A 15,943-nucleotide genomic window follows, 5' to 3' on the forward strand; every position below is an offset into this window, starting at 1 on the left:
TAAAATGTTATACCATCGATTTACTAAGGTCAACTCTCTTCCTCACCTTCATTTTTTTAACCGCGAGTTTTACCTCCTAAGCAATATTTGTAGTGACACCTGTTATATAGCTAGAACGGTCTGAAATATAGAACGCTACAAGATCAGCTACTTCCCGTAGTTTCCCACTCCGTCCCAATGGAGTCGTTGAAGTTGAAGCATAACCAGCTCGAATATCTTCTACCGTCTTTCCACGGGTATAAGCAAGAGCTTCCTCGTAAGAAAGAGTTCGAAGACCCGTAGCTTCCATAATTCCTGGAGCAATTCCAACCACACGTACACCATGTTTACCAAGCTCTTTCGCCCATGAACGAGTGTAACTATAGACTGCTGCTTTCGTGGCAGCATAGGCACTTTGTCCTTCAGAACCTTCCAAGCCTGCTTCTGAAGCCATGTTTACAATTACACCTTTTCTATTTTGAACCAGAATCCTACCTACTGCCTGGCTAACCAAATACAGACCTTTTTGGTTAATCATTGTTACTTTTTCAAACGTTTCATCGTCTAACTCGTAAGGACCTTTAGGATTTTCTGCATCAATTAATAATCTAGGGACATTAATCCCCGCATTGTTGACCACCGCATCAATATTGCCAAATCTTTCAACTATTTTAGCGACTCCTACTTCTACTTCAGAGCGAGAAGTTACATCAACTTTTACAAATAATAGATTCGGGTGACGCAAATCGTTGTCGCTAAGGTCAAAATTCGCTACATTGACACCTAATTCCAGCAATTCTTCAACGATTGCCTTACCGATCCCAGATGACGCACCCGTCACAAGAACTGTTTTGCCTTTTATATTTAACCAATCATTCATTTTGATACCTCTCAAGTTTTATTTACAAGGCAATTATACAGCGCTTTCATAAAAGAATTAAGACACTCTTTTTTACACTGTTCAAAAAAATGATAAACTAATTAAAAGGCTTGTACTAAAAATCCACAAGAAATGAACTTGTGGATCTTTTTTATTCTGAATTAGCTCAACATATATGAGAATCAAAGACGTGCATTCAGTTCTGCACCGAGCTCTTCAAATCCAGGTTTCCCAAGAAGGGCAAACATATTTTTCTTATAGGCTTCAACACCTGGTTGGTCAAATGGGTTGATAGCATTCAAGTAACCTGAAAGAGCGATAGCCAATTCGAAGAAGTAGATAGTGTAACCAAGAGTGAAAGCATCTTGCTCTGGAAGAGTCACGTACATGTTTGGTACGTCACCATCTGTGTGGGCAAGAAGAACACCGTCAGTCGCTTTTTTGTTTACAAAGTCAACGTCTTTTCCTTGAAGGTAACCAAGTCCATCAAGGTCTTCTTCCAAGCTAGGAATAATCACGTTCTTGCGAGGTTTGTCAACACGGACAACTGTTTCAAACATGATACGAGTTCCTTCTTGGATAAATTGACCAAGTGAGTGCAAGTCAGTTGAGAAGTTGGCTGAAGTTGGGTAGATACCTTTTTGATCTTTTCCTTCTGACTCACCAGCCAATTGTTTCCACCACTCTGAGAAGTATTGAAGTGATGGCTCGTAGTTTACCAAGATCTCAGTTGCATAGCCTTTACGGTAAAGGATGTTACGAACTGCTGCGTATTGGTAAGCTTCGTTTTCAGAGATTTTATCTGAAGTGTAGTCTTTGCGAGCTGCATTCGCACCTTCCATAAGGGCTTTGATGTCAGCTCCTGATGCTGCGATTGGAAGCAAACCAACGGCTGTCAATACTGAGAAGCGTCCACCGATATCATCTGGAACAACAAATGTTTCCCAACCGTTAGCGTCTGCTTCAATCTTAACAGCACCTTTTGGCGGTCAGTTGTTGCGTAAATACGTTTGTTGGCTTCTTCTTGACCGTATTTCTTAACCAAGAGTTCTTTGAAGACACGGAAAGCAATCGCTGGTTCAGTTGTTGTACCTGATTTAGAAATCACGTTTACTGAGAAGTCTTTGTCAGCTACGTACTCTACCAAGTCAGCAAGGTAAGTAGATGAGATTGAGTTTCCAGCGTAAAGGATTTGTGGAGCTTTACGTTCTTCTTTTGTTTGCAAGTTTGCAAAGTGGTGGTTCAAGAAGTCGATTGCTGCTTTGGCACCAAGGTAAGATCCACCGATACCGATCACAACCAAAACATCGCTGTCTGACTTAATTTGCTCAGCAGCTTTCAAGATACGGTCAAATTCTTCGCGGTCGTAGTTTTCAGGAAGGTCCAACCATCCCAAGAAGTCGCTACCAGCACCAGTTCCTTTACGGATCAATTCGTCAGCAGCTGTAACTTGTGCTTGCATGTATTCCACTTCATGTGGTGCAACAAATTTGTCTAAAACTTTTGAATAATCAAATTTAATATGTGACATGTTATTCCTCCAATATTTCTTCTTTTCTATCATAACGCTTACCTTCGTTTTTTTCAAGTTTTTTTGTCGAATTTCTCCAATTTTTATCAGAATTCAAACGTTTGCGTAAAAATCCCACATTCCAAAAATTTTGAAAAAATAAAAGAAAGAACGACTAGATGTTCCAGTCGTTACAGTTCATTCAATAAATACTCAAATAATTCTAAATTACCATCTTCTTCATTGACCAGAAACTCTGGATGCCACTGCAAACCGATAATGCGGTGTTCGTCGATAGACTCAATCGCTTCGATGGTCTGGTCTCTTGGATCAATAGCAGTTACACGGAAATTAGATGCCAAATCTTTAATGCTTTGACGATGGACCGAGTTAACCTGACTTTCTTTTCCAAATAGCTTGGCAACCACGCTTCCTTCCACTGTCTCAATAGAGTGAGATGTTCCGAAAGGTAGTCCCTGCCAGTGACCTTCGATTTCTTGATTGAGGGTTCCACCAAAGGCAACATTGACAAGCTGAACACCACGACAGATTGCCATAATTGGTTTATTCTGACGAAGCGCTTCCTTCAAGAGCGCCAATTCAAATTCGTCACGGATCAGATTATAATCATCGCTCTCGATTGTCTTTTTCTCTCCATAAAACTGAGGATGAACATTTTGGCCTCCTGTCAAAATGAGCTTGTCAATCATTTCCACATAATCGCGTACAACAGACTCATCACCAACAGGAATGACTAAAGGGAGACCACCGACTTGACGAATGCTCTCTGCGAATCTACAAGATACAGATGAATGAATGTTTTTGCCTTCTGTGTCTACGGGACATAGATTTGCAGCAACTCCTACAACGGTTCTAGGCATGATGTCTCTCCTTTCGAATATTAACGATAGTCCTATCTTATCACTCAAAACGTCTTTCGTCTAATATGTTTTTTTAAAGGCCGTGATAAATATTTTTTATGGACAAGAAAAAGCTGCCCCATAGGACAACTTCTTTCTTATTCAAAGACAAATTGATTGTGATAGAGTTCTGAGTAGAATCCACCTAGCTTCAAGAGTTCATGATGGCTACCGCGTTCAATGACTTCTCCATCTTTAAGGACAATAATCTGATCTGCATTGAGAATGGTTTTCAAGCGGTGGGCAATGACGAAACTGGTTTTGCCTGCTACAACTGCCTCCATGGCATGCTGAATCTTGCTTTCTGTCACCGTATCTACGTTTGAAGTGCCTTCATCGAGAATGAGAACTTCTGGATCTGTCATCAGGGTTCGAGCAATGGAAATCAATTGCTTCTGCCCTGTCGAGAAGATACTCTGCTCATCATCAATAAGAGTATCGTACTTATCAGGCAAACTTTCGATATAGTCGTGAATGTGGCTTGCTTTGGCTGCTGACTCAACCATTTCCTGACTGGCATCTGGCACACCGAAACGGATATTGTCTCGAATGGTTCCGCTAAAAAGAACGGAATCTTGCAAGACAATTCCCACTTTACTTCTAAGACTATCTAAATCATAGTCACGAATGTCTTTATCATCAAAATAAATACCGCCAGCATCAACATCATAAAAGCGATTGATGAGGTTCATAATAGTGGTTTTCCCTGAACCCGTTGGCCCAACAACTGCAGTCATCTGGCCTTTAGGGGCAGAAATGTTGACATCTTTCAAAATAGGTTTATCAGGCAAGTATGAAAAATCGATATGACTGATTTCAACACCTTCTTGCAACTGAGTGAAGATTGGAGCCTTTTCAGGTCGGATTTCTTCCTCTGCATCAAACATTTCCTGTATCCGTTCAGCCCCTGTAAAGGCCAACTGAAGACTTCCCCAACTAGCTGCAACTTGAATAATAGGCTGGTAGTACTGCTGTGAAAATTGGGCAAACATCACAATCAAACCTAGGGCTGTACTTGTTTCAATAGTCTTATCGTTTAATAGAACGGCCGAACCAGCAAAGATAACGACGGCTGTATTAACCAGACTCATCCCATTCATGACAGGGAACAGAATTCCTGAGAACATCCTTCCTTTAAAGGTTGCCTTGCGTACGCGCTCATTTTGTTCAAGAAATCCTGCCATCATATCCTCTTGAATTCCTTGCACAATCACGGCTTTTTGGCCTGAGATACTCTCATCCATATAGGCGTTGAGCTTCCCTACCTCTTTCTGCTGGAGATTGGTGTATTTGCGTGCCGTTTTCACGATGAAAATCAACATGAGGAAGGCCACTGGTGTGCTTGCAATGGTGATGAGAGCCAGCGTCACATTTCTCGAAAACATGACAAGAATCAGACCAATGTATAAAACAATATTGCTCATGACCTGAACCAGACTTTCATTAAAGGCTTGGAGGATATTATCCAAATCACTGGTAAAACGAGATAGGATATCGCCATCTTGTCGGCGGTCAAAGAAAGAAACCGTCAACCGAGCAAGCTTACCGAAGAGACCTTTGCGCATCTCGTTGGTCGATTCTGCAATCACGCGCGTCATGAGACACATGTATATGACACTAGAGATAAATAGAACCAAAACCAGCAGACCAAGATTGACCATGATTCCTGATAGGCTTTGCCAAACAAGTTCTGGATTGCCATCTTGATAAGCTTGGACTAAATTAACTAGTTGCGTCACTGCTTGTCCAGAAAAGACCGGAAAGAGAGCTTGGGCAAGAGTCGCCAGAACAATCATCAGGATAACAACTACAAATGATAGCTTATAAACTTTAAAATAATTCCAAAAAAATTGAACTGTCTTCATTTTACTCCTCCTTTCCTTTCTGTGTTTCGTAGATTTCACGGTAAACAGCATTGTTGGCAACCAAGTCTGCATGCGTACCTTGACCAATCAATCGTCCTTGATCTAGAACCAAGATTTTATCTGCATGAACAACCGAGCTAATCTTTTGCGCGATGATAATGGTTGTTGTTCCCTTCAAGTCCTTATTCAAGGCTTCTTGAACCAGGCGCTCTGACTTAGCATCCAAGGCCGAGGTCGAATCGTCAAAAATCAGAATACGTGGATTGCTGACAATTCCACGAGCAATCGACATCCTTTGCTTTTGCCCACCAGAGAAATTGGTTCCCCGTTCCTCAACTGGACTTTCAAAGGTTTTCTCCATACGATGAATGAATTCGCTGGCTTGGGCAATATTGGCTGCGCGCTCCATTTCAAATAGAGTAGCATCTCCCTTACCCTGTCTCAAATTATCTGCAATGGTTCCACTGAAGAGAATGGCACGTTGGAGAACGATAGAGACCGCTTTACGCAGGGTCCCTTCACTCACTTCTCGAATATCCTTACCTCCGATTTTAATAGAGCCTTCTTGCGGATCAAAGAGACGTGGAATCAATTGAGCTAAGGTTGACTTTCCTGCACCAGTCGCTCCAACGACACCAACCATTTGACCAGGTTCGATAGTAAAGGTCACATCTTTCAGCATCGGTTCCTTGTCCATTGGATAGGTAAAGGTTACATTTTCAAAGCTAAGACTTCCGACCAACTCTTCATCTGGGACATCCTTGAACGTCATAGCCGACTCTGCGTCAAGAATTTCTCGAATACGACGCATAGAAATCATGGCACGACTGACAGAATTTCCCAAAAATCCAACCATAACAATGGTAAAGATAATCTGGCTTAGGTAATTGACAAAGGAAGCAATGGAACCCACAACTGACGGATCCGACTGAACCATCCCAGCAACTAGCCAAATAGAGAGGAATACCGCCCCATAACCGACCAACATCATGAAAGGTTCCACTACTGAAAAGGCATAACCAATGTAAAGGTTTTGACCAAGAAGCTCGTCTGAAACCTCCGTAAACTTAGCAAATTGCTCTTTTTCTTGGACAAAGGACTTGACCACACGAACACCGCGCAGATTTTCCTTAGCAATAGCATTGATGCGCTCAAGAAGGGTTTGAAACTTGGCAAAACGAGGCCCCATCATACCCATCATGACAGCAGTCAAACCAAAAATCAAGACTACCATGAGAACAATCACCCACCACAGAGAAGGTAAGGTTTGAACCGCCAGGATAAACGAACCGATGAACAAGAGGGGAAGTCTGAAAAGAATTTGGAAGGTCATCATGACGACGTTCTGAATCTGGTTGATATCATTTGTCATTCGAACGACTAGATTTCCCGCATTAAATTGTTCAATATTGGCATAAGAAAAGGTTTGGATTTTACGGAAGGCATCCTCCCGAAGGTCAGATGAAACTCCTTGGGCAATATAGGCTGCGAGGACAACATTGAGCCCACCAGCAACCAGACCGACCAAGGCCACACCAATCAACCAAGCCCCGATGCTATAAATAGCTTCATATTTTCCAGCAAGGAGGGCGTCTAACACTTCCTGCAGATAACGCGGTTGCAGAAGTGAACTAGCAACCATCAAGCCTGTCATCAGGAGCGAAGCCAAGGCCTGCCACTTGTAGGTTTTTATTTTCTGAATCAGCATACTTTCTCCTTAAAAAATAGACAAAAGGGAGCGACAATGCGTCAGCTCCTTTTCATTCTGTTTGTGTGATGTTATTCTAGCAAAAAAGTGGAGGATTGTCAAAGAAGTCTCCTTGATATAGCTAGAATGACTAGTAATTTTCTCTTTATAGTTTCTGTTTTAACTCGACCAAGACATTCATAGCCTGCATAGGTGTCATATTGTAAACATCCAGTTTAGCTAATTCTGCTAGGATAGGATGTTCTTCAGTCGTATCAAAGAGTGAAATTTGTTCTGAGACAGTACTTGTTTGTTTCATAGGAGCAGGACTTTCTTGCCCCTGACTCTCCAGTTGCGTTAAAATCTTATCCGCTCTCGCTAAAAGATCAGCCGGTAAACCAGCAATCTTGGCAACATGGATACCATAGGATTTATCAGCTGGCCCTGGTTCAATCTTGTGAAGGAAGGTGACCTGCCCATCCTGCTCCAAGGTTGCCACGTGGACATTGACCAAGTGTTGTAAACTAGACTCCAGACTAGTCAACTCATGGTAGTGGGTCGCAAAGAGGGTCTTGGCTCCGATATGTTCATGGATGTATTCGATGATGGACTGGGCAAGAGCCATCCCGTCATAAGTTGCAGTTCCACGACCTAACTCATCAAAAAGAATCAAGGAATTCTTTGTTGCATGCGAAATGGCATTGTTGGCCTCCATCATCTCCACCATGAAGGTTGATTGGCCTGAAACCAAATCATCGGCTGCTCCGATACGGGTAAAGATAGCATCAAAAATAGGTAAATGGGCACTTTCTGCTGGCACATAAGAGCCCAACTGGGCCATTATCGCCGTCATGGCTAACTGACGCATGTAGGTTGACTTCCCGCTCATGTTGGGTCCTGTAATCAGTTGAATACTGGTATCTTCTGCCATCTGAATCGTATTGGGAATATAGGTCTGAGCCCCCATAACCTTTTCAACGACAGCATGGCGTCCTTTCTGGATATCAATTCGCGAATCATCTCCGAATTCAGGTCGAATCAAATGCTGGGTTTCAGCTACAACCGCCAGACTTTGCAAGACATCAACGGTCGCAATTCCTTGAGCTAGAGCCTGCAAACGCTGAATGTACTTGCCGACCTCTTCACGAATGCGCATAAAAATTTCGTACTCTAGGTTAGCTGACTTCTCACGCGCCTCCAACATGTCGCCTTCGATACGAGCTAATTCCTCGGTACCGAAGCGTTCTGAGTTTTTCAGCGTCGCCTTGCGGAAAAAGTGAGCAGGCACATTTCCCAGTTGTGAATTGGTCACATGGAAATAGTAGCCATCCTTTTTATTATAGTCAATCTTGAGCGTACTGATACCAGAGTTTTCGCGTTCCTTAGCCTCAATCTCAGCAATCCAGCCAGTCCCTTCTCTGAGAACGCGACGGTACTTGTCTAAAGTCTCATCAAATCCAGTTCGGATAATACCACCTTCTGTAATCACATGAGGAGCTTCAGGAGCAATCGCTGCGCTAATCAAACTCTCCAACTCAGGAATTCCATCCAGTTGTGCGATGAGATAGGCTAGAGCAGGTTGCTCCATCCCTTCTAAAATCGCACGAATCCGTGGCACACTAGACAAGGTAGTCGCCAACTGCAAGAGATCCTTGGGATTGGTCTTGCCAAAAGAAACACGACTAGCCAAGCGCTCAATGTCATAAACACCCTTGAGACTGTCTGTCAAATCACTACGCTCAAAGAAGTGGTCAAGAAAGACCTGCACCACTTCTTGACGTTGGACGATTCGTTCCTTATCAATCAAAGGACGATGAATCCAAGAACGCAAGAGACGCATCCCCATAGCCGTTTTGGTTTCATCCAAAAGCCAGAAAAGACTGCCTTGCTTCTTGCCTGAACGAGCATTCTCAACCAAATCCAGACTAGCCTTGGTCGCATAATCCATCTGCAAGAAATCTTTGATTTCATAGCGGATAACAGGCTTGAGGTGATTCAATTCCCTCATCTGAGTCCGATGAACATACTGGAGCAATTTACTAGATGCCGCTTGCTCCACAGCTGCCAATCGTGAATCCAGTAAATGAAGGTCTTCAAAGCCTTCTTTTTCATAGGAAAGTACCAGATTCATCTGACGACTAAGGATTTGTTCCTCTTCCTCAGACAAGTCATAGCCCAGCACCACTTCTCGAGCCTTGAGATTACGGATTTCCCCACAAACCAGCGTGAAATCCAAAAGACCTGTCACATAAAAGTCACCCGTCACCAGGTCCATATAAGCTAGGCCAAATTGATTGCCAGCACGGTCTATGGCAACCAAAAAATTATTCTGACTGTCCGGCTTACTGCTATCGACCACTGTCCCTGGCGTAATGACCTGAACAACCTCTCGTTTCACAACCCCAACTGCTTGTTTAGGATCTTCCATCTGCTCTGCGATAGCCACCTTATAGCCCTGCTCAATCAAGACATCGATATACTGTTGGGCAGAATGATAGGGGACACCCGCCATAGGAATCGGATTGTCGGCATTCTTGTTGCGACTCGTTAAGGAAATTTCCAGAATCTGCGCAGCATTGACCGCATCCTCATAAAATAATTCATAAAAATCACCCATCCGAAAGAGCAAAAACGCATCTGGATATTGCTTTTTAATCTCCACATACTGTTGCATGCCAGGTGATAGCTTTTCTGTCGCCATTGTCCGTCTCTCCTTGTCAAAAATAAGTCTTGAGAGCAACTCTCAAGACCTTACTTATCTTTCATCAAATCTAGCAAACGATCTTCCATGAGTTTGGCAACGTGCTGGTCTCGACAAATGACCAATAAGGTATTGGCACCAGCAACTGTTCCTAAAATCCATTCATCCTTGTTTGCATCTACAATATTTGCCAAAACAGAAGCTTCTCCCAGTTTGGTATGAAGCACCAAGGTAAACTCTGCTCTTGCAACACCTTCTAAATGATGAGACAAAAATTCCACCAAATCAATCTTTTCTGTCTCATTTGCTAGTACATAATACACCATATCATTTTTCTTGACCTTGGTCAAGCCGATTTCGCGCAAATCACGAGACAGGGTTGTCTGCGTCACAAAAACATTGTGCGCCTCCAACCGATCTTGAATTTCTTTTTGTGTACTTAATTTTTCCTCAGTAATCATTTTTTTTATTAACTGATGACGATCTCTTTTTCTCATAAAATCCTCTTATGTGAATATTTATAACTATTTTTATAACTATATTATACCAAAAAAACGGGAGATTTCAAAAATTTTTTCTTCTTTCTTTAAAATTGTGATAAAATAGTAGAAAAGTCCAAAAAGGAGCTCTTAATGAATACAAAAGAATTGATTGCTAGCGAATTGGCTAGCGTCATTGATAGCCTGGACCAAGAGGCTATTTTAAATTTACTGGAAACCCCTAAAAACTCAGAAATGGGAGACATTGCTTTCCCTGCTTTTTCTCTTGCAAAAGTCGAACGTAAAGCACCTCAAATGATCGCGGCTGAACTGGCTGAAAAAATTAACAGCCAATCCTTTGAAAAGGTTGTTGCAACAGGACCTTACGTCAACTTTTTCCTTGATAAATCTGCCATTTCTGCTCAAGTATTGCAAGCTGTTATCACTGAAAAAGAACACTATGCTGACCAAACTATTGGCAAACAAGAAAATGTTGTTATCGATATGTCTAGTCCCAATATCGCTAAACCATTTTCTATTGGTCACCTGCGCTCAACTGTCATCGGAGATAGCTTATCACATATTTTCCAAAAAATCGGTTATCAAACAGTCAAGGTCAACCACTTGGGAGACTGGGGTAAACAGTTTGGGATGTTGATTGTTGCCTACAAAAAATGGGGCGACGAAGAAGCTGTAAAAGCTCATCCAATCGATGAACTTCTTAAACTCTATGTCCGTATCAACGCTGAAGCTGAAAATGACCCTAGCTTGGATGAAGAAGCACGCGAATGGTTCCGTAAACTGGAAAATGGAGATGAGGAAGCCCTCGCTCTCTGGCAATGGTTCCGTGATGAAAGTTTGGTGGAATTTAACCGCCTTTACAATGAATTGCAGGTTGATTTTGACAGCTATAACGGAGAAGCCTTCTACAACGATAAGATGGATGCAGTTGTAGACATTCTTTCTGAAAAAGGCCTTCTTGTTGAATCAGAAGGTGCCCAAGTTGTCAATCTTGAGAAATATGGAATTGAACATCCAGCCCTTATCAAAAAATCTGATGGTGCAACTCTCTATATCACACGTGACTTGGCTGCAGCCCTTTACCGTAAAAACGAATACCAATTTGCTAAATCTATCTACGTCGTTGGTCAAGAGCAATCTGCCCACTTTAAACAGCTCAAAGCTGTCTTGCAAGAGATGGGCTACGATTGGAGTGACGACATTACTCATGTTCCTTTTGGTTTGGTTACAAAAGAAGGGAAAAAACTCTCTACCCGTAAAGGGAATGTCATCTTGCTAGAGCCCACTGTTGCAGAGGCTATTAGTCGTGCAAAAGCCCAAATTGAAGCTAAAAATCCTGAACTTGAAAATAAAGATCAGGTAGCACATGCTGTTGGGGTTGGAGCCATTAAGTTCTATGACCTCAAGACTGACCGTACAAACGGATATGACTTCGACTTAGAGGCCATGGTATCCTTCGAGGGTGAAACTGGACCTTATGTTCAATACGCCTACGCTCGTATCCAATCGATCTTACGCAAAGCGGATTTCAAACCAGAAACAGCTGGCAACTATAGCTTGAATGATGCTGAAAGCTGGGAAATCATTAAACTCATTCAAGACTTCCCACGTATTATCAACCGTGCGGCAGATAACTTTGAACCTTCTATCATTGCTAAATTTGCAATTAACCTAGCTCAATCCTTTAACAAATACTATGCACATACACGTATCTTGGATGAAAGCCCAGAACGCGACAGCCGTCTAGCCCTCAGCTACGCAACCGCAGTCGTTCTCAAAGAAGCCCTTCGCTTGCTTGGAGTAGAAGCGCCAGAGAAGATGTAAATCGCCAAAGTTACTTGATTGCAAAGCAATCTAAGTAACTAACGCCAAATCCTATTCGGACTTTGGCTAGGCGCTTCACTAGTTTTAGGACATAAATATGATCGATTTATGTTTCTTTACGTCGTAACCAGAGACACTTGCCTAAACGCTTCACTAATTCACCTAACCAAATAATAGACTTCCTGCAAAACTAGAATCCTAGTTCATGATTGATAATACCAGCAATCAAATTCATTCGTAATCCGAAGCGTTTACGATGATTTCGATAGGTTGTTGAAAACATTTTAAACGTTTTTACTTTGGCAAAGATGTTCTCAACCTTGATTCTCTCCTTAGATAGCGCATGGTTACAGGCTTTCTCTTCAGCTATTAGCGGCTTGAGTTTGCTGGATTTACGTGGAGTTTGTGCTTGAGGATATATCTTCATGAGCCCTTGATAACCACTGTCAGCCAAGATTTTACCAGCTTGTCCGATATTTCTGCGACTCATTTTGAACAACTTCATATCATGACAATAGTTCACAGCGATCTCCAAAGAAACAATTCTCCCTGGACTTGTGACAATCGCTTGAGCCTTCATAGCGTGGCATTTCTTTTTACCAGAATCATTCGCTAATTGTTTTTTAAGGCGATTGATTTTTACTTCCGTCGCATCAATCATTACCGTATCCTCAGAACTGAGAGGAGTTCTTGAAGTTGATAAGGATTATGCTCTGGTTTCTTGTCTTGTTGCTCCTGGTTTTGAATTTGAGGATTTTGAATTATTTGAAAGGGTAGATCTACTGGCGACCTATCTAGAGCACAAGGAGATGATTGAGCGTTTGACCAGATCCTAGTCTTGATAAGCAAATTTAATCTGATTTAGCAATGTTAGGATTTCTGATAATTGTGTTATAATGTTACCAATAGGAGATAATAGATGACAAAACAAGTCTTATTAGTGGATGATGAAGAACACATTCTGAGATTGCTTGACTACCATTTAAGTAAGGAAGGCTTTTCTACTCAATTGGTAACAAATGGACGGAAGGCCTTAGCTTTGGCAGAAACAGAACCCTTTGATTTTATCTTGCTTGATATCATGTTACCACAATTAGATGGCATAGAAGTTTGTAAGCGGCTGAGAGCCAAAGGCGTCAAAACTCCAATTATGATGGTTTCTGCGAAAAGTGATGAATTTGATAAGGTTTTGGCCTTGGAATTAGGGGCTGATGACTACCTGACCAAGCCTTTTAGCCCTAGAGAATTGCTGGCGCGTGTCAAGGCTGTCCTCAGGCGAACTAAAGGAGAACAAGAAGGAGATGATTCAGATAATATCGCTGACGATTCTTGGCTATTTGGGACCTTGAAAGTATACCCTGAGCGTCATGAAGTCTACAAGGCGAATAAGTTACTGAGTTTGACCCCAAAAGAATTTGAACTCTTGCTCTATCTTATGAAACATCCCAACATGACACTGACTAGAGAGCGTCTTTTGGAACGTATCTGGGGGTATGACTTTGGGCAGGAAACACGTTTGGTGGACGTTCATATTGGTAAGTTGAGGGAAAAAATTGAAGACAATCCTAAAGCCCCTCAATTTATTCGAACCATTCGGGGTTATGGTTATAAGTTCAAGGAGTTATAGATGAAACGCTACCTTCAATTTTGGCTAGTCAATCTAAGTGTTAGCCTCATTCTGATTGCAGGGATGGCATTAACTTGGATCAGTAAAGGCATCGGTCTCTTTCTTCTAGCCCTTTCTTTGGGACTAGGTAGCTACTGGCTCTTTTGCCTTTGGAAATGGGAAGTTGCTTTTGAGACCTTGCACCAACCTCTCTTGACCAGTAGTGAATACTTTTTAGAAAAAGGGCAAGAAGACTTAAAGTCTTTGGCTCAGTATGTGTCTGGCCTAAAAACCAAAGTCTCCCAACAGGATCAGCAATACAAGGACCTAGCCGAAACAATGGAGGTTCTTCTGTCGCACCTAACCATGGGGACGTTTTTAGTTTCCGCTCAAGGTCAGATGTTATTATCCAGTCGCTCTCTGCCTCATTATTTTCCCGATGTGGACGGCGACATAAGTTCACTTGATGACCTCAAACGGATGGATATTCGGAATTTAGTTCACCAAGCCTTCGATCAAAAAACAAGGTTAAAACAAGAAGTAAGTGGGTTTCATGAGGGTGACCTGATTTTAGAAGTGACAGCAGTTCCCGTTTTTAGCCCCACCCAATCTGTGGAAGCTGTGCTCGTCTTGTTATATGATTTAACAACGATTAGAACTTATGAAAAGTTAAATTTAGCCTTTGTCTCAAATGCCTCCCATGAATTGAGGACACCAGTTACTTCGATTAAGGGCTTTGCTGAAACCATTAAGGAGATGTCAGCTGAAGAAGAAGCGCTCAAGGATGACTTTCTAGACATTATTTACAAAGAAAGCTTGCGTCTTGAGCATATTGTTGAGCATCTTCTTACCTTATCTAAGGCTCAACAAATGCCTATACAATGGACGACCCTTTCTTTGGCAGAATTTGTACAGGATTTGACTCAAAGCGTGCAACCTCAGCTCAAGAAGAAGGATTTACAGCTAAAGGTGCAGGTGCCAGATGATATCACCCTCGTATCAGATAGTCAATTACTTTCCCAAATCTTACTCAATCTTTTAACAAATGCCATCCGTTACACTGAACAAGGGGGAAAAATTGAGGTCAAGACCCAAAAGGTGAACGAAGGCATTAAGATTTCTGTGTCAGATACAGGGATTGGTATTAGTCAATTAGAGCAGGATCGTATTTTTGAACGTTTTTACCGAGTTAATAAAGGTCGAAGCAGACAAACTGGTGGCACTGGTCTTGGCCTTGCTATTGTCAAAGAACTTAGTCAATTATTAGGTGGCCAAGTCACGGTGACGAGTCAGCTTGGCAGAGGCAGTTGCTTCACGATTTTTCTTCCTAACCAATCTTTCGCACAGGACTAATAATTTTTAAAGCTATTTTTAGGAGCAGCCACTTTTCAAAAGTGGCTTTTTTGATTCTTTACACAATCTTTACATGAATCAGGGATAAACCTTTACAAAGACTTGTTAGACTATAAGTGTAGTAATCCTACACAAGAAAAATACATGAAATAAAGGTGATTATTATGAAATTCAAAAAAATGCTTACTCTTGCAGCCATTGGCTTATCAGGATTTGGGCTTGTTGCCTGTGGCAATCAGTCATCTGCTTCCAAACAGTCAGCTTCAGAAACGATTGAGGTGATTTCACGAGAAAATGGCTCTGGAACACGGGGTGCCTTCACAGAAATCACAGGGATTCTCAAAAAAGACGGTGATAAAAAAATTGACAACACTGCCAAAACAGCTGTGATTCAAAATAGCACAGAAGGTGTTCTCTCAGCAGTTCAAGGGAATGCTAATGCTATCGGCTACATCTCCTTGGGATCTTTAACGAAATCTGTCAAGGCTTTAGAGATTGATGGTATCAAGGCTAGTCGAGACACAGTTTTAGATGGTAAATACCCTCTTCAACGTCCCTTCAACATTGTTTGGTCTTCTAATCTTTCCAAGCTAGGTCAAGATTTTATCAGCTTTATCCACTCCAAACAAGGTCAACAAGTGGTCACAGATAATAAATTTATTGAAGCTAAAACCGAAACCACAGAATATACAAGCCAACACTTATCAGGCAAGTTGTCTGTTGTAGGTTCCACTTCAGTATCTTCTTTAATGGAAAAATTAGCAGAAGCTTATAAAAAAGAAAATCCAGAAGTTACGATTGATATTACCTCTAATGGGTCTTCAGCAGGTATTACCGCTGCTAAGGAGAAAACCGCTGATATTGGTATGGTTTCTAGGGAATTAACTCCTGAAGAAGGTAAGAGTCTCAGCCATGATGCTATTGCTTTAGACGGTATTGCTGTTGTGGTCAATAATGACAATAAGGCAAGCCAAGTCAGTATGGCTGAACTTGCAGACGTTTTTAGTGGCAAATTAACCACCTGGGACAAGATTAAATAAAATGTTTGCTCCATAAATCTCTAAAGAGATGCAGACGTTTCATCGTACAATAAGATAAAGAAGGCAAGTAGGGAGGTG

General features: G+C 41.8%; 9 protein-coding genes and 4 pseudogenes. 5 read left to right on the plus strand and 8 right to left on the minus strand.

The genetic code is table 11. The features are described from left to right. Positions 1–56 precede the first annotated feature (56 nt). The 7 genes and pseudogenes from QMQ21_RS10920 to argR all read right to left on the minus strand — a co-directional run bounded on the left by QMQ21_RS10920 (position 57) and on the right by argR (position 10,039). A pseudogene (locus tag QMQ21_RS10920) lies at positions 57–859 on the minus strand (SDR family oxidoreductase). 182 nt (positions 860–1,041) lie between these two features. Beyond that, a pseudogene (locus QMQ21_RS10925) lies at positions 1,042–2,390 on the minus strand (glucose-6-phosphate isomerase). Positions 2,391–2,560: 170 nt separating this feature from the next. Continuing rightward, entirely contained in the window at positions 2,561–3,250 is a 690-nt protein-coding gene (locus QMQ21_RS10930) for a gamma-glutamyl-gamma-aminobutyrate hydrolase family protein (RefSeq protein WP_138707346.1), read from the minus strand. Between the two features lie 137 nt (positions 3,251–3,387). Then, positions 3,388–5,154 (minus strand): multidrug efflux ABC transporter subunit PatB, encoded by a 1,767-nt coding sequence (gene patB / locus QMQ21_RS10935; RefSeq protein ID WP_261814443.1) that lies wholly within the window; start codon positions 5,152–5,154, stop codon positions 3,388–3,390. A gap of 1 nt (position 5,155) precedes the next feature. Next, positions 5,156–6,862, minus strand: coding sequence for a multidrug efflux ABC transporter subunit PatA (gene patA / locus QMQ21_RS10940; protein ID WP_261814444.1), 1,707 nt, complete (start codon positions 6,860–6,862; stop codon positions 5,156–5,158). Positions 6,863–7,007: 145 nt separating this feature from the next. Beyond that, the gene (gene mutS / locus QMQ21_RS10945) at positions 7,008–9,542 is read right to left on the minus strand and encodes a DNA mismatch repair protein MutS (protein WP_031233401.1); all 2,535 of its coding nucleotides are present in this window, start codon (positions 9,540–9,542) and stop codon (positions 7,008–7,010) included. A 50-nt stretch (positions 9,543–9,592) separates the two neighbouring features. Then, complete coding sequence (argR, locus tag QMQ21_RS10950) at positions 9,593–10,039, minus strand: arginine repressor (protein ID WP_001231476.1); 447 nt, start codon at positions 10,037–10,039, stop codon at positions 9,593–9,595. Positions 10,040–10,174: 135 nt separating this feature from the next. Between argR and argS the strand changes: the two genes are divergently transcribed. Continuing rightward, positions 10,175–11,866, plus strand: a complete 1,692-nt coding sequence (gene argS, locus QMQ21_RS10955; protein ID WP_023935327.1) for an arginine--tRNA ligase — start codon at positions 10,175–10,177, stop codon at positions 11,864–11,866. A gap of 190 nt (positions 11,867–12,056) precedes the next feature. Here argS and QMQ21_RS10960 read toward each other — a convergent pair. Beyond that, a pseudogene (locus QMQ21_RS10960) lies at positions 12,057–12,569 on the minus strand (transposase family protein); the annotation flags it as partial. On the opposite strand from QMQ21_RS10960, the pseudogene QMQ21_RS10965 reads away from it, so the two are divergent. The 4 genes and pseudogenes from QMQ21_RS10965 to QMQ21_RS10980 form a co-directional block, all read left to right on the plus strand. Further along, positions 12,562–12,702 (plus strand): annotated as a pseudogene (locus QMQ21_RS10965) (cupin domain-containing protein); the annotation flags it as partial. The pseudogenes QMQ21_RS10960 and QMQ21_RS10965 sit on opposite strands and share 8 nt — an antisense overlap. Positions 12,703–12,785: 83 nt before the next feature. Beyond that, complete coding sequence (locus tag QMQ21_RS10970) at positions 12,786–13,493, plus strand: response regulator transcription factor (protein ID WP_000166478.1); 708 nt, start codon at positions 12,786–12,788, stop codon at positions 13,491–13,493. After that, positions 13,494–14,825 carry a two-component system histidine kinase PnpS gene (gene pnpS, locus QMQ21_RS10975; RefSeq protein ID WP_023935331.1) on the plus strand — a complete coding sequence of 444 codons (1,332 nt, stop codon included), beginning with the start codon at positions 13,494–13,496 and terminating at the stop codon, positions 14,823–14,825. Positions 14,826–14,989: 164 nt separating this feature from the next. After that, positions 14,990–15,865 (plus strand): substrate-binding domain-containing protein, encoded by an 876-nt coding sequence (locus QMQ21_RS10980; RefSeq protein ID WP_138700208.1) that lies wholly within the window; start codon positions 14,990–14,992, stop codon positions 15,863–15,865. The last annotated feature ends 78 nt before the right edge of the window (positions 15,866–15,943 follow it).

The sequence above is a fragment of the Streptococcus bouchesdurhonensis genome, from assembly GCF_948472335.1.

Bases quoted from the DNA above. Each gene is read 5' to 3' on its own strand.
- patA (WP_261814444.1), bottom strand. From the start codon at position 6,862: ATGCTGATTCAGAAAATAAAAACCTACAAGTGGCAGGCCTTGGCTTCG.
- QMQ21_RS10970 (WP_000166478.1), top strand. From the start codon at position 12,786: ATGACAAAACAAGTCTTATTAGTGGATGATGAAGAACACATTCTGAGA.
- mutS (WP_031233401.1), bottom strand. From the start codon at position 9,542: ATGGCGACAGAAAAGCTATCACCTGGCATGCAACAGTATGTGGAGATT.
- pnpS (WP_023935331.1), top strand. From the start codon at position 13,494: ATGAAACGCTACCTTCAATTTTGGCTAGTCAATCTAAGTGTTAGCCTC.
- QMQ21_RS10930 (WP_138707346.1), bottom strand. From the start codon at position 3,250: ATGCCTAGAACCGTTGTAGGAGTTGCTGCAAATCTATGTCCCGTAGAC.
- argS (WP_023935327.1), top strand. From the start codon at position 10,175: ATGAATACAAAAGAATTGATTGCTAGCGAATTGGCTAGCGTCATTGAT.
- patB (WP_261814443.1), bottom strand. From the start codon at position 5,154: ATGAAGACAGTTCAATTTTTTTGGAATTATTTTAAAGTTTATAAGCTA.
- argR (WP_001231476.1), bottom strand. From the start codon at position 10,039: ATGAGAAAAAGAGATCGTCATCAGTTAATAAAAAAAATGATTACTGAG.
- QMQ21_RS10980 (WP_138700208.1), top strand. From the start codon at position 14,990: ATGAAATTCAAAAAAATGCTTACTCTTGCAGCCATTGGCTTATCAGGA.